The sequence below is a fragment of the Bradyrhizobium sp. USDA 4472 genome, assembly GCF_054058595.1.
Genome location: NZ_JBSSAM010000001.1, coordinates 479,065 through 493,396, shown reverse-complemented (window position 1 = coordinate 493,396; position 14,332 = coordinate 479,065). Strand labels below are relative to the sequence as shown.

The window sequence follows — 14,332 nt, the reverse complement described above, 5'->3', positions numbered from 1 at the left end:
AACAGCGCCGTGATCGGCGCTGCTATGACAAATAGAATGCGGACGATTCATCCGAGCATGATCGCTCCGATCTGAGGATGCTCAGCCCGCCGCCTCCATATCTTCCGGGGACTCCACACAATAGCCGGAGTAGGTATCAACGAGGCAGAGATGATCGTGAACTTGCTTGACGCCGCTGGTGTTCTCGGCGGCGATGATCGTCGCGCGCCGCGCCTCATCGGTCGTGATCAGGCCGTGCAGTTGGACGATCCCTCGGCGGCAAGTCACCCTGAAGCCGATGGGACGCCAGTCGGTGGCATCCACGGCACGCGTAACGCGCTGGCAAATGTGCTCATCGTCAGCAGTCGGGTCCGGGATTTCGTGCGCAAGACTCGCCATGGCTTGCAGGAGATTGCTTCTCGTCACGATGCCGATCGTACTCTTGCCCCGCATCACAGGAACTCGCTTGATATCGTGCTTCTCCATCAAAGCGACGATATCCGCCAACGACGTCTCTTCCCGGACTGTGATGACCTTCCGCGTCATGACATCCTCGACTTTTCGTCCGCGCTCGTGAATGAACTCCGCGGCCGCTCGTCCGGGTCCCATGAAGAATTTCAACCAGGCCGCATGATTCCGTCCCGTGCCGATCTCGCTGCGGCGGAGAAAGTCGCTCTCCGAGACCACGCCGACCAGATTGCCGGTATCGTCGATAACGGGCAGCCCACTGATATGCATCCGAAGCATGATCTTGGCGGCTTCTTCGATTGTGGTGTGCGGCGTTACGGCGACGACGTCTCTCGTCATGACATGAATTGCGTGCATTGTGTGCCCTCCGGAAGCAGATGATGGGGTATGGGTCCGGCATCGGCGCAAGGCTGCGACTAAGGCAGCCTCGCACCGGCGACGTTATCAGGCGGCTTTCACGTTGATCGTCTTTGCCGGCTTTTGGGCTTCCTCCGTCTTCGGAAGCGTGAGCTTGAGTACGCCGTTCTTGAAGGTCGCCTCGATCTTGTCGGCGTTGACGCCGTCCGGCAGGGTGAAATAGCGCTCGAAGGTGCCGTAACGGCGCTCGGAGACGTAGTAGTCCTTCTTCTTTTCCTCCGTTTCCTCGCGCTTCTCGGCTTTAATGGTGAGGCTGCCATTCGCGAGGGTGATGTTGATGTTCTTCTCGTCGAGGCCAGGAAGTTCAGCGGTGATCTCGTAGGCCTTGTCGCTTTCGGCGACGTCGACGGCCGGCGCTGAAATCGACTTGGAGAGGTCGCGTTCGAGTCGCGCGAGCGATCGGAACGGTCGATTCCAGAAGCCGTTGCCGAAATCGTCGAAGATCTGGTCGATTTCGTTTCTCAACGCTTCAAACGGCCGCCACGTCTCACCAGCGGTTGCGGGCGTAGTGGACGATTTTGTGACGGGCAGCTTTGTCTCGGTTGCCATGATCATGTCTCCTTCGAGGTGTGACCATCTCGGTCGCCGCGAAGAATAGTCTCGGCCATCGAGCCGGACTTGATTTCGCTCAACTCGAAAACGATGCCCCCAACTTTTCGGAGTCTTGGAGGCGATGGAAAGGAATGCGAGTAGTGCGTGTTCGACGCGGTGCGAGTTCGTTGAAGAGCGTGCATCCGATCAATGAGGCAGTAAGGCAGACGCTTCTCGATGTCGGGGGCAGCACCGCCGGCTATGCATCCGATCCCCTTGGGAACCATTGATCGCCAAGTTGCACGTAGGCGCGCTTCACAGCAGCCCAAGCCGTTCGGCCCGCCGAACAAGACTTGCTTGTACGCTTGGCTTGAATTGATCCTGGCCAACGCAGGCTAAGGTCGTCGATCCTCCTCCGTGCGGCCAGCCGGGGATAGGTTCGTCTCAGGGTATTGACCTAGCGCAATCTGTCCACGGCACCGGTACGGTAGTTCGACCATCGAAACATGAAGCGGAAGCCCGCCGATCGTTTTGTCGCGATTTGGATGGCGCGGTCATGGTCGAACAAGCACTGCCATACCCGAAACAGAAGAACATGGGCCGGTTCTCGGCGGCATCGGCGTGGTCAGGCTTCATCGCTCACAGATGGTTTATCCTGACGGTCGTTGTGCTGCTCGGCCTAGGTGCCTGGCAGGGTGTCCGGGTCCTACTTGGTCCCGCCGTCGTAGTCGACCAGGTCTTGCGTGCGCGCTTGATAGAAACCGTGGTGGCAAGCGGGCATGTCGAGACACCCTACCGGGTCGAGATCGGCAGCCAGATCACCGGGACGGTAGAGGATGTGCTGGTGCAGGAGGGCGAGAAGGTCGCCAAGGGGCAGCCTTTGATTGCGCTGGAAGCGCGCGAATTGAAAGCCACGGTGGTCCAGAGCCGGAGTGCGGTGGCCCAGTCCGAAGCCCGGATCAGGCAGCTCGAGGAGCTCACGCTTCCTTCGGCCAAGGAAGCGCTGACGCAGGCCCAAGCGACGCTTCTGAACGCTCAACTGACCTATGACCGTACGGCGCAGCTCGAACGCAATGGTTATGCGACAAGGGCCGCCTTAGACGACGCACAGAAGACGCTTGACGTCGCGCGTGCCGTAAAACGAGCGGCTGAATTCCAAGTCTACACCGCGGGCCCGGGCGGCAGCGACTATGTCATGGCCCAGACACAGCTCAATCAGGCGCGGGCCAACCTGGACACGGCGGAATCCCGCTTGAGCTATGCGACGATCGTAGCTCCTCGCGACGGCGTTCTGATCACCCGGAGCGTCGAACGTGGCACCGTGGTACAGGCTGGAAAGGCGCTCATGGTGCTTGCGCCGTCGGGTGACTTGCAACTGGTATTGCAAATCGACGAACGCAATCTCGGCAAACTCGCACTTGGACAGAACGCGCTGGCATCCGCGGATGCCTATCCGGACCGGCATTTTGCCGCCGCGGTCTCCTACATCAATCCGGGCGTCGATATTTCCCGCGCGACTGTCCAAGTAAAGCTCACCGTGGCGGACCCACCCGAGGACCTGCGTCAGGACATGACCGTCTCGGTCGACATCGAGGTCGCAGCGAAAGACAACGCGAAGGTACTGCCTGTGCGCTCGGTGCACGACATCCTCTCCGGTCAACCCTGGGTGTTGGCCATGAAGGATGGGCGGGCAACCAAGCATCCGGTGAAGCTCGGCTTGCGCGGCAACAGCCAGGTCGAGATCGTCGAGGGGCTGGAGCCCGGCGACGTTGCGATCCCGCAAAGCTCCGGCGTACTGACCGGGCAGCGCGTGCGGGCCGTCCTGCCATGAACCACTGGCTCCCATTCGAGTGGATCGCCGCCGTACGCTTCCTGCGCGAGGGAAGATTGCAGACCATCTTCATTATCGGCGGCATCTCGATCGGCGTTGGCGTCATTGTCTTCATGTCGGCGATGCTCGCGGGCATGGAAGCAAATTTCATCAAGCGTGTGTTGACGTCGCAGCCGCAGATTCAGCTCATCACGCCGGATCAGGTCGCGCGCTCCTTGCGCAATGGCGCCGGCGAGATCGAGGACGCCGTGGTGCAGCGGCCGAGCCAGCGGGTGATCTCGATCGACCAGTGGCCGAAGGTCAGGACCCAGATGCTTGCGATGCCCGAAGTCACTGCAGTCTCGCCGACCATCACCGGGTCGGTTCTTGCAGTCCGTGGAGACGCCAGCCGTGCCGTGACGCTGACGGGGATCGAACCGGAAACGTATTTTGTGATTGTCAGGGTGCCGGACTACATCGCCGCGGGCGAGGCACGGTTGACCAGTGAAGACATCATCATTGGCACCGAGCTGGCCAAGAATCTCGGAGCGACCGTCGGCGACAAGCTGAACCTGCAGGCGTCTCCTGGCGCCAATCGAGTCCTGACCATTTCCGGGCTGGTCGATTTCGGTAACAAGGGCGTCAATCAGCGTGCGGCATTCGTCGCGCTGCGCACCGGGCAGTCTCTGCTCGGCATGATCGGCGGCGTCACCACTATCGACATGGCCATCAAGGACATCTACGCGGCCGAAATACTCGCCAAGCGGATACAAGCATCGACGGTTGTGGAGGCCGATAGCTGGATTGCCACCAACGCGCAGTTCTTCACCGCGGTGCAGGCGCAGATCTACACGAACACGCTGATCCGTCTGTTCGTCGGCTTGTCGGTAGCCTTCGGTATTGCTGCGGTTCTTGTCGTCTCTGTGATCCAACGCTCCAAGGAGATCGGCATCCTTCGGGCAATGGGCACTTCGCGTGGACAGATACTGCGTGTGTTCCTGTTGCAGGGTGGGCTACTCGGCTTCGTCGGCTCGTTGTTCGGCGCCGCAATGGGCGCACTTGCTCTAATCTACTGGCACGCCGTCGCCCGCCAAGCGGATGGTACGGAATTCTTTCCGCTGATCCTTGAGCGAAGCCTCTTCCTCTACACGGCGCTACTCGCCACCTTCACGGGCTTGCTGGCCGCGATGGCACCGGCGGTGCGTGCCGCGAAGCTCGATCCGCTGGAGGCGATCCGTGGCTGACGAGCTCCTGAAGCTCGAGGGTGTCTGCAAGGCCTACAATGTCGGCCTGCCAATCGAGGTCGAGGTGCTGCACGATATCGATCTTCAGCTTGATCATGGCGAGTTCCTGGCGCTGATCGGCCCGTCCGGCTCGGGCAAGAGCACCCTGCTCAATATCGTCGGTTTGCTCGATCGGCCGACGTCCGGCCGGCTTCTGATCAAGGGGCGGGATACGGCATTGCTCGGTGATGACGAACTCACGCGTCTGCGAGGTCACACCATCGGCTTCGTGTTTCAGTATCATCTGCTGATCTCGGCGTTCACCGCGCGCGAAAATATCATGATGCCGCTGCTGGTAGATCGTGGCTTTCCAGCCGCGGATATCGAGGCGCGGGCTGATCATCTGCTGGTCCAGGTCGGTCTGGAAAAGTTTGGGAGCAATCTGGCCAACAACTTGTCGGGCGGTCAGCAGCAGCGGATAGCGGTGGCCAGAGCGCTTGCCATGAACCCGGATCTCGTGTTGGCGGACGAGCCGACCGGCAACCTCGATACGAAGTCGGCCGATGCCATCTTTGAGCTGATGCGGCGAGTCAACCGGGAGAGCGGCACGAGCTTTCTACTCGTCACCCATAACCTCGACCTTGCGCGCCGCTGTGACCGCATCATCCAGGTGATCGACGGCCGGATCGCGGATCATTGAATTCAGTTTCCCCTCGTTGGCACATCGCGGTTTTGACGTGAATCAAGCCGAGACCCTCGGCTCTGGTTACCATTGAACCTCTGGTCGACGCCGATGGGAGCAGCAGGTGGAGCCCGATAACGTTTCGCGCAAGCAGGCCATAGCGATGGGCCTGATTTTCGTGGGTGGTATGCTGCTCGTGGTCCTGCAGTTTGTCTTGTCGACGTACAATTCAATCGAGGCCATTCCCTATAGTCAATTTGAGCAATTGCTCGCCCAGGAAAAGGTCGCCGAGGTTTCCGTCGCTCCAGATACCATCAATGGAAAATTGAAGGAGCCTCTCCCCAGCGGAAAATCCGCATTCGTTACAGCGCGGGTCGATATGGCCTTGGCTGACCGGATTGGAGCAAAGGGAGCAAGTGTTACTGGCGTTCCCGGAAACGGCCTTTTGCAAACATTGCTATCCTGGATCTTCCCGGTCATCGTCTTCTTCGTGATTTGGTTCTGGGTCGGTCGCGGCATGACCGGTCGGCAGGGCTTCGGAGGGCTCATGGCGATCGGTAAGTCCCGTGCTAAGGTCTACGTCGAGAATGACATCAAGGTCACCTTTGCGGATGTGGCCGGAGTGGAGGAGGCGAAGTTTGAACTCCAGGAGGTGGTCTCGTTCCTCAGGGACCCCGGGAGTTACGGCCGGTTGGGCGCGCATGTGCCGAAGGGAATCTTGCTGGTGGGACCGCCAGGGACCGGAAAGACCCTGCTTGCCCGCGCCGTGGCGGGGGAAGCCGGCGTCCCGTTCTTCTCGATCTCAGGCTCGGAATTCGTCGAGATGTTCGTTGGGGTTGGTGCTGCGCGCGTTCGGGACCTGTTTGAGCAGGCCCGCAAAGCGGCACCTTGCATCATTTTCGTCGACGAACTCGACGCGCTGGGACGAAGCCGCGGACCGATGTCGTTCGGGAGCCACGACGAGAAGGAGCAGACCCTTAATCAGCTGTTGTCCGAACTCGACGGCTTCGATCCGAGCGCCGGCGTCATTTTGCTGGCCGCGACCAACCGACCCGAGATCCTGGATCCCGCGCTGCTGCGGGCGGGGAGATTCGACCGACAGGTTCTCGTCGACCGTCCCGACAAGATCGGGCGCGTTGCCATTCTCAAGGTGCACGTCCGCAAGATCCGCATGGGCAAGGATGTCGACCTCGACAAGGTAGCAGGTCTTACGACGGGGTTCACGGGTGCTGACCTCGCAAATCTCGTCAACGAGGCCGCGATCGCAGCGACCAGGCGGAGCGGCACGGAGGTCGCGTTCACCGATTTTGTCACGGCGATCGAACGGATCGTGGCCGGGATTGAGAAGAAGAGCAGGGTGCTCAGCAAGGACGAGCGGCGGAGGGTTGCCTATCACGAGATGGGCCACGCCCTCGTTGCGGCCAGCCTGCCCGGCGTCGACCCTGTCCAGAAGGTATCGATCATTCCGCGGGGAATCGGTGCACTGGGGTACACCATCCAGCGCCCGACCGAGGACAGGTTCTTGCTTACGACCGCCGAGCTGAAGAACCGCATTGCTGTGCTGATGGGAGGACGCGCGTCGGAGCGCATGATCTTCGACGGAGCCATTTCGACCGGCGCGGCCGATGATCTTCAACGTGCGACCGAAGTCGCAATCGAGATGGTGACCAAGTACGGCATGGATGAGACCGTGGGGCAGCGCACCTACGCCCCAAAGCCGCAGGCCTTCCTCGCGGCGGCGCAGGATGCGGTCGTTGCGGCTGCGGAAGCGACCGGCCGCGAGATCGATCTCGCCGTGCGTAACCTGATCGAGGAGGGTGACCGTTGCGCCCGGGAGATCCTGCTACGACGACGCACCGAGCTCGAAGCCGGTGTTGAACTACTCATCGCAAATGAAACGATAACGTCGGACCAGTTCGCCCCCTTGCGCGGCACGCATAGCAAGGAAAGCGAGCCGGTCGCCGCATGATTGCTGCGGGGAGCGGGCGCGCGCGCAATTTGGGGTGCGTCAAACCCCAATCATTTCTTCTGAGCCTTGCCCATTGGTGCGAATATCTGATTGGCGGGCGGCAGCTGGTCGCTCGGCAGGCCTATCGCGATAAAGCTGCGTTCCAGCGAGGTGTGGCAGGCATTGCAGCCGTCGGTCAGTGCGCGCATGGAGGCGGTGAACCTGCGACCATCCCCAGCGTCGATCGCAGCTGCGATCGAGAGCAGCGGATCCTTCATCGTGGTTACGTTGGTTACCGGAATGCCGGGGTAGAATACGGCAGCTTGGGCCAGACTATCCGTCAACTGGCGCAATTCGTACGCGGCAAGTTCCCAGTTCTTTGACTTGCCCGCGAACCACAGTTTCAGGTGCTGAAGCTGCGCCGCGTTCATAACTTCGACCAGGCGGGGCGTGTATTGTCTGACAGTTGGAGAAGGTTCGAAGTCCGATTGGGCAGTCGCGGATGTGCCAGCGCCTGCCAAGATCGCAAGAGCCAAGCACGAGTTCCGTAGAGTCATTTAACTGGTCTCCAGAAATGTCGTTTCCTTGAGGCAGCTGGTGGGGTGCTCGCCGAAGTCCCTACCAAGTCGGGTCGGAGATGCCGGGCCAATTCCGATCAGGCCTGCCTCGAGCCGCACCACGAGCCCTCATTGCTCCAATGTCTTCAAAAACACCATGAAATCGCCGACCTGATCGGCATCGAAACGAAATTCCGGCATTGCCGGATGCCCCGTGACGATGCCCTCGGCCAAGGCCTCTTGCAGCATCTCGATCGGATATCGTTCGTGTAACGTCCTGAACGGGGGAGCGATTTTGAGAGGGCTGGGGCTGACCTTGTCGGTCGAGTGGCACTTCGCACAATACAGCAGCGCAAGACGCCGGCCTTGTTCGACGCTTGAAGCCGTAGCTGGGCTCGAGGGGAGAAGCAAGTCCGCGGCAAGTATGGCGCCTGCTATCGCACGCACAGTCCTCCTCACATCGTGCTCCATCAATGCGACATCATGACAGGAACAGTCATGCTGCGGAACGTCTCCTGCGTGACACCGCCGAACACCGTTTCCTGAAATCGAGAATGGCCGTAACCGCCCATGACCAGTAGATCGAGGCTTTCATCCGCAGCGATCGAAAGGATGCTCGCTTGCAGATTACTGCGGTCGCATTGAAGTGAAACGGTCTTTGCCGGCAAGCCCTTCCGCGCTAGGTGCGTCAGGAGGCGTTCGGGCGATGCGTCGGGCGGCGCCTCGGATGCATTGAGGGTGATGATGGTCAGAGCGTCTGCCAGGGTGATGAACGGCATCGCGTCCCGTAAGGCGCGGGCGGCAAGGCGACTACCGTCCCAGCAAATACCGACACGTGCCGCCTTAAACGTACCCCGGAAGGTATAAGGAATGAACAGCATGGGCCCGCCCGACTGCAGCAGGAGTTCCTTAGGAAGCTGATTGTCGAACGTCTCGCAATCAGGGTCGCCTTGTGACACGATCGTCAGATCATAGAGGCGAGCCGCTGCCCCAGCTTTCAAGACGATCTCGGCAGTTGTCTCGCTCAGTGCGTATTTCCCGTAGTTGATTCGGGCGTTCTTCGCCTCGATCTCGAAAATTCGCAGCGCAGCTTGGGCGCGTTCCAGCGCACGTTCATACTCGACTTGCAGAGATGCTGCGATGGCCGCGCCGCCTTCCGCCACAAACGGCACATTCGTCGAGGCATATCCTGTTGCAAGTGCATCCAGATGCGCGCCGGCACTGATCGCCAGGGAAACGGACGCATCGATGGCGGGGCGCGGCGAGCGCTCTGTTGGAATATGCACCAGTAGATCCTTGAACATGCGTGCCTCCCGTTTCGGTCTTGCCGTCACAGATCAGCACATGTCGCCGTTGGGAGACTTGACGCACGTCAAAGCGGCAGCAGGAACGCCGGATATCGTCCTAACCGCGCAGGCGGGAGTGCTAAACATGGCGCGGGTGGCATTGGTTACGGGCGGTACCAGAGGCATTGGTGCCGCCATATCGCAAGCGCTTCAGACGGCGGGCTACGGGGTAGCTGCCACCTACGCCGGAAACGCCGAGGCGGCCAAGGCCTTCATGAACCGAACGGGCATCTCGTCCTATCAATGGGACATTGGTGATTTCGATGCTTGCGCCATCGGAGTGAAGTCCGTTGAGACCTCGCTCGGGCCGATCGACGTTCTCGTCAACAATGCCGGGATCGTTCGTGACGCGACGCTTCACAAGATGAGCAGGACGCAATGGGATGCCGTGATCCGCACCAATCTCGACGGTGCGTTCAACATGTGCCGGCAGGTCATCGACGGCATGCGTGCGCGACGATATGGTCGAATCATCAATATCTCGTCGATCAACGGACAAAAAGGCCAGTTTGGTCAGACCAACTATTCTGCGGCGAAAGCCGGCGAGCTTGGGTTCGCCAAGGCGTTGGCGCTGGAAACGGCGCGCCTGGGAATCACGGTCAACGCCATCTGCCCGGGCTATATCCATACCGAGATGCTGGATGCTGTGCCGCGAGACGTTCTGGAGAAGAGCATCCTGCCGCAAATTCCGGTCGGCCGTCTTGGACAGCCAGAAGAGATTGCGCGCGCCGTCGTATTTTTGGCGGCAGAAGAGGCGGGTTTCATCACCGGATCGACGCTGTCGATCAATGGCGGTCAGTACATGATCTGAAGGTCGCCCGACCTACCGCTTTCAACTCGCCAAGACGCTCACTCCCGGGCCTTACAGAATCGAAACTGCGAGGCGCTTGGCAATCTCCGCGGAGACGAGATAAGCGGCCGCGATAGCGAATATCGTCGCCACGAGTGCGGCAGAAGGAGCGGTAAAGCCGAATAGGTGTGCCCATGGGCCGAGCGCAAGTCCCACGCCCAAGATGAGGGCGCCGAAGGACGTTGCGATCAAGATGGCGTGGGGGCGGATTGCGCGCCACGGTCTCCGGCGAGACCTGATTACGAAAATCACCAGGATCTGCGTCGATATTGATTCCACGAACCATCCGGTCTGAAACAGTGCCGCGTCGGCTTCAAATAGCTTGAGAAGAACGGCAAAGGTGACCACGTCAAACAGGGAAGAGACCATTCCCATCACGATCGTGAAGCGAAGGATCTCTGCCATGTTCCAGGTTTCCGGTCGCGCGACGTCTTCATGGTCGACCTCATCGAAAGGAATGCCAACTTCGGAGAGGTCGTAGATCAGGTTGTTCAACAGAATCTGCAGGGGTAGCAGTGGCAGAAACGGAAGAACGATCGAGGCCAAGGCCATCGAAAGCATGTTGCCGAAGTTGGAGCTTGTTCCCATTCGGACATACTTCAGGATGTTGGCAAACGTCCTGCGGCCTTCGCGCACGCCGGCCGCAAGGACTGAAAGGTCGGCAGCGAGCAGGATCATGTCGGCGGCTGCGCGGGCGACTTCGGTCGCGCCCGTGACGGATATGCCGACATGGGCTGCGTGGATCGCCGGGGCGTCGTTGACGCCGTCTCCCATGAAGCCGACCACATGGTTGCGATGGCGGAGTGCGGCAATGATCCGTCGCTTCTGATCAGGATCGATGCGGGCAAACAGATCGATATTATCGACCCGGGCCGCGAGCGCTGCATCGGTGAGCCCGGAGATCTCAACTCCGGTCATGACACGATCCGACTGAAGACCGACCGAACGAGCGACGTGAGAGACGACGGCGCCATGGTCACCCGAGAGTATCTTTACTGCTATGCCCAGCGAGGTAAGAGCTTCAATGGCTGAGGCTGCATCCTGCTTCGGTGGATCAGCGAAGACACAGAACCCAATCATTGTCAGATCCGCCTCGTCGCCAATGGCAATCGTCTGCTGTGCCGGAGAAATGGATCTGACGGCGACAGCTAGAAGCCGAAAGCCGTCCCGGGCATATCGGTCCTGAATATCGCCCATTCTTTTCTGCCAGGCGGAGTCGAGCGGATGGGCCAGACCATCGATGTCCACGGCGACGCAGCGGGCTAAAATGGCTTCCGGAGCCCCTTTTGCGATCAAAATGTGTTCGTCGCCCCGTGCCACCAGGACCGACAGGCACCTCCGCTCGAAGTCGAACGGTACTTCCGAGAGTCGAACCCAGCCATCTATGCCGCCGTCTTTCGCTGAGAGTATCGCCCGGTCGAGCGGACTTCTGACCCCGGCTTGGAAGGTGCTGTTGAGGTACGCGAGGCGCAGAATGCGATCACTAGGTCGCCCTCTCGGATCGACATGCGCGTCAAGCGTGATTGTGGCGTCCGTCAACGTTCCCGTCTTGTCCACACAAAGCGTGTCCATCGCGCCAAGATCGTGAATGGCCGACAGTCGCTTGACGATAACCTTTCGTTCCGCCATGCGCAGAGCGCCTCGGGCGAGCGTTACAGTCATCACCATGGGCAGCAGTTCGGGTGTCAGGCCGACGGCGAGTGCCACCGCAAACAAGAAGGACTCCATCGCAGGACGTTGCGCGACGAGATGCGCCATCAATACGAACAGGGTGAGAAACAGTGTAAGCCGAAGGATCAGCAGTCCAAGCTTTCGGACACCCTCCTCGAGCGATGTTGGCGGCACGTTGGCTGCCAGTGCTGCAGCGATCGCACCAAATCGCGTGCCGCTTCCGGTTTTCACCACCATCATCTCGCCGCCTCCGCCGACAGTGCTGGTTCCGGCGAACAGGGCATTCGTTGCTTCTGCTGGCATGGCCGCGGAGCAGGGGGCATTCGTCTTGAAGGCCGGAAACGGTTCGCCCGTCATCAAGGCCTCATTGACCTGCAATTCATGGGCGTCGAGGACGATGCCATCGGCAGGTATGAGGTCACCGATGCGGAGTTTCACGATGTCTCCGGGGACGAGCGACGTCACCGGTATCGTAACGTCTTTGCCATCCCGGACGACGTCGGCTTGAATGGCGACCGATTCCCGCAACGCGTCGGCCGTCAGTTCGGCGCGATGTTCCTGAACGATGTCCAACGTGAGGGACAGAGACAGCACGGTCGCGATGATTGCGAAACTGCCAATGTCGCCGCTTAGCCCAGATACGAGCGCAGCCGCCAGCAGCATCGCAACCAGGGGGTTCCAAAGGCGTTGGCCGAGTTTGTGCAGGACCGACCGGCGTTGAGAGGAGTCGGCGCGGTTCGCGCCGAAGATCGCCAGGCGCCGGTCCGCTTCGACCTGCGATAGCCCGTTCGAACCGGACCCTAGCGCGCGGCAGAGGACGTCACTTGGTGCTTGCCAGAATTCGGCAGCGGCCAAAGCGTCGGCCGCGCTGGGCTGCTCGATCATCGAAGGCCTCGCCGAGCCGTTGGTCACTAGGCCAGGAAGGTAAGAGGCAGCTCAATCTCCGAGTTGATGCAGCTCAATTCGTTCCCGGACAACGCGGTTAGCTTGCGTGGGGCCAAAGGAGTTCACCATGTCGCCTCCAGCATCCGTCGGCCGTATTCCGGTTGCTTCAAATTCTGACCGGATCCTCGTCGAGCCCATGGCTATCGAGGCACAGACGACAGCGCAGCCGTCCAGCTCCGATGCCGCGGTCGATGACATCGATCGATCCTTCCACGCGGCGCTGGCGCGGTTGACCGGCGGGGTCTCGCCGGCAGCGCTGGCCTTAGCTTTTGCCGATTGGCAGCTGCACCTTCTGGCCTCGCCGGGCAAGCAGGCCAGTCTTGCCGGCCGGGCGATCCAGAATGCGTTTGACCTTGTCGATGCCATGGTACCGAGGCATGCGGTATTCAAGCCTTGGTCCGTGATCCGGCCGCTGGAGAACGATCGCCGTTTCACAGGACCCGATTGGGAGCTGCCATCCTTCAATCTCCTGGCCCAGGCTTTCCTGCTGAACCAACAATGGTGGCATTCGACGACGACCGGTATTCACGGACTGGCCCATTCGAACGCGGCGATCGCCGACTTCGCGCTTCGCCAATGCCTGGATACGGTGGCGCCGACGAATTTTGCCGTCAGCAATCCTGAAGTTCTGCGCAAGATCATGGAGACCGGCGGCGGCAACTTCGTCTATGGCCTGCACAATTTTGTCGAGGATTGGCAGGCCCTGCTCGCTGGCGCAAGGCTCAGGAGCGATCAGACCTATGTGGTGGGTAAAGACGTTGCCATCACGCCCGGCAAGGTCGTCTATCGCAACGAGCTGATCGAGCTCATCCAGTATTCCCCGACGACGCCGACCGTGCGGCCCGAACCCGTTCTGATCGTGCCTGCCTGGATCATGAAGTATTACATTCTCGATCTGACGCCGCGCAATTCTCTCGTCCGTTACCTGGTCGAAAGCGGCTTCACTGTCTTCATGATTTCGTGGAAGAACCCAACGCCACAGTATCGCAATTTCGGTCTCGAAGATTACCGCGAGCTCGGAGTGGATGCCGCGATCACGACCATCAACTCGCTTCGGCCTGGACAGGCGATTCACGCCGCCGGCTATTGCCTCGGCGGTACCCTGTTGTCGATCGCGGCGGCCCGGCTGGCCCGCGAGCGGCCCGACTGCCTGCGAACGGTGACGTTGCTCGCGGCGCAAACCGATTTCACGGAAGCCGGCGAGCTCACCTTGTTCATCAATGAAAGCCAGGTCGCGTTCCTGGAGGACATGATGTGGCGGCAGGGGCTGCTCGCAACGGCACAGATGGCAGGGGCCTTTCAGATGTTGCGGACAAATGACCTGCTTTGGTCGCGCGTCGTGCGGGACTATCTGATCGGAGAGCGGGCCGCGCCAAGCGAGCTGATGTCGTGGAACGCCGATGCCACGCGCATGCCCTACCAAATGCATTCAGACTATTTGCGGCGCCTGTTCCTCAACAATGATCTCGCCGAGGGACGCTATCAGGTCAATGGCAGGCCAGTCTCGCTCGCGGATCTGCACATACCGATGTTTGTCGTCGGCACGTTGCGCGACCATGTCGCGCCGTGGAAGTCGACGTACAAGATGAACTTCCTTGCCGATGCAGACGTCACCTACGTTCTGACGAGTGGCGGACACAACGCCGGCATTGTCGCACCGCCAGGCGAAGAGGGGCGCAGCTACCAGGTGTGCACAAAGAAGGCTCATGATCCGTATCTCGGTCCGGACGAATGGATCAAGTGCGCGCCGTCTCACGAAGGATCGTGGTGGACGGAGTGGACGCGATTTCTCGCCGCGCATTCCGGTCAGTTTGTTCCGAGCTCCTTGGCGGCAGATTCGGGACAGAAGAGCGCGGCCTCGGATGACGCGCCGGGCTCTTATGTGCTCGAGCAGTAGACGCGGGG

General features: G+C 60.4%; 12 protein-coding genes. 6 read left to right on the top strand and 6 right to left on the bottom strand.

The window, feature by feature from the left end:
* Positions 1-81: 81 nt before the first annotated feature.
* Positions 82-804: a CBS domain-containing protein gene (locus ACVWZ4_RS02325; RefSeq protein ID WP_456739766.1), complete on the bottom strand. Its 723-nt coding sequence runs from the start codon at positions 802-804 to the stop codon at positions 82-84.
* An 87-nt stretch (positions 805-891) separates the two neighbouring features.
* Positions 892-1,413: an Hsp20/alpha crystallin family protein gene (locus tag ACVWZ4_RS02320; protein ID WP_456702211.1), complete on the bottom strand. Its 522-nt coding sequence runs from the start codon at positions 1,411-1,413 to the stop codon at positions 892-894.
* A gap of 538 nt (positions 1,414-1,951) precedes the next feature.
* Here ACVWZ4_RS02320 and ACVWZ4_RS02315 point away from each other — a divergent pair.
* The 4 genes from ACVWZ4_RS02315 (at position 1,952) to ftsH (ending at position 7,079) form a co-directional block, all read left to right on the top strand.
* Positions 1,952-3,226, top strand: coding sequence for an efflux RND transporter periplasmic adaptor subunit (locus tag ACVWZ4_RS02315; RefSeq protein WP_456739765.1), 1,275 nt, complete (start codon positions 1,952-1,954; stop codon positions 3,224-3,226).
* Positions 3,223-4,449, top strand: a complete 1,227-nt coding sequence (locus ACVWZ4_RS02310; protein ID WP_456702213.1) for an ABC transporter permease — start codon at positions 3,223-3,225, stop codon at positions 4,447-4,449. Before ACVWZ4_RS02315 ends, ACVWZ4_RS02310 begins: the two co-directional genes overlap by 4 nt.
* Positions 4,442-5,128 (top strand): ABC transporter ATP-binding protein, encoded by a 687-nt coding sequence (locus ACVWZ4_RS02305; protein ID WP_456739764.1) that lies wholly within the window; start codon positions 4,442-4,444, stop codon positions 5,126-5,128. The genes ACVWZ4_RS02310 and ACVWZ4_RS02305 overlap by 8 nt, the downstream gene beginning before the upstream one ends.
* Positions 5,129-5,273: 145 nt before the next feature.
* A complete protein-coding gene (gene ftsH / locus ACVWZ4_RS02300) occupies positions 5,274-7,079 on the top strand; it encodes an ATP-dependent zinc metalloprotease FtsH (protein WP_456738469.1) in 1,806 nt (601 codons plus the stop codon).
* Between the two features lie 50 nt (positions 7,080-7,129).
* Here the strand turns inward: ftsH and ACVWZ4_RS02295 are convergent, their stop codons facing one another.
* From ACVWZ4_RS02295 to ACVWZ4_RS02285, 3 genes are all read right to left on the bottom strand, one after another.
* Positions 7,130-7,489 carry a hypothetical protein gene (locus ACVWZ4_RS02295; protein WP_456739763.1) on the bottom strand — a complete coding sequence of 120 codons (360 nt, stop codon included), beginning with the start codon at positions 7,487-7,489 and terminating at the stop codon, positions 7,130-7,132.
* A 255-nt stretch (positions 7,490-7,744) separates the two neighbouring features.
* The gene (locus ACVWZ4_RS02290) at positions 7,745-8,086 is read right to left on the bottom strand and encodes a c-type cytochrome (protein WP_456702216.1); all 342 of its coding nucleotides are present in this window, start codon (positions 8,084-8,086) and stop codon (positions 7,745-7,747) included.
* Positions 8,086-8,919, bottom strand: a complete 834-nt coding sequence (locus ACVWZ4_RS02285) for a universal stress protein (protein ID WP_456702217.1) — start codon at positions 8,917-8,919, stop codon at positions 8,086-8,088. Before ACVWZ4_RS02285 ends, ACVWZ4_RS02290 begins: the two co-directional genes overlap by 1 nt.
* A 127-nt stretch (positions 8,920-9,046) precedes the next feature.
* Between ACVWZ4_RS02285 and phbB the strand changes: the two genes are divergently transcribed.
* Positions 9,047-9,772 (top strand): acetoacetyl-CoA reductase, encoded by a 726-nt coding sequence (phbB, locus tag ACVWZ4_RS02280; RefSeq protein WP_456742176.1) that lies wholly within the window; start codon positions 9,047-9,049, stop codon positions 9,770-9,772.
* Between the two features lie 51 nt (positions 9,773-9,823).
* Here phbB and mgtA read toward each other — a convergent pair whose 3' ends face one another.
* Positions 9,824-12,367: a magnesium-translocating P-type ATPase gene (gene mgtA / locus ACVWZ4_RS02275; protein ID WP_456789957.1), complete on the bottom strand. Its 2,544-nt coding sequence runs from the start codon at positions 12,365-12,367 to the stop codon at positions 9,824-9,826.
* Positions 12,368-12,494: 127 nt separating this feature from the next.
* Here mgtA and ACVWZ4_RS02270 point away from each other — a divergent pair, with 127 nt between their 5' ends.
* Positions 12,495-14,324, top strand: coding sequence for a PHA/PHB synthase family protein (locus ACVWZ4_RS02270; RefSeq protein ID WP_456739761.1), 1,830 nt, complete (start codon positions 12,495-12,497; stop codon positions 14,322-14,324).
* Positions 14,325-14,332: the final 8 nt, after the last annotated feature.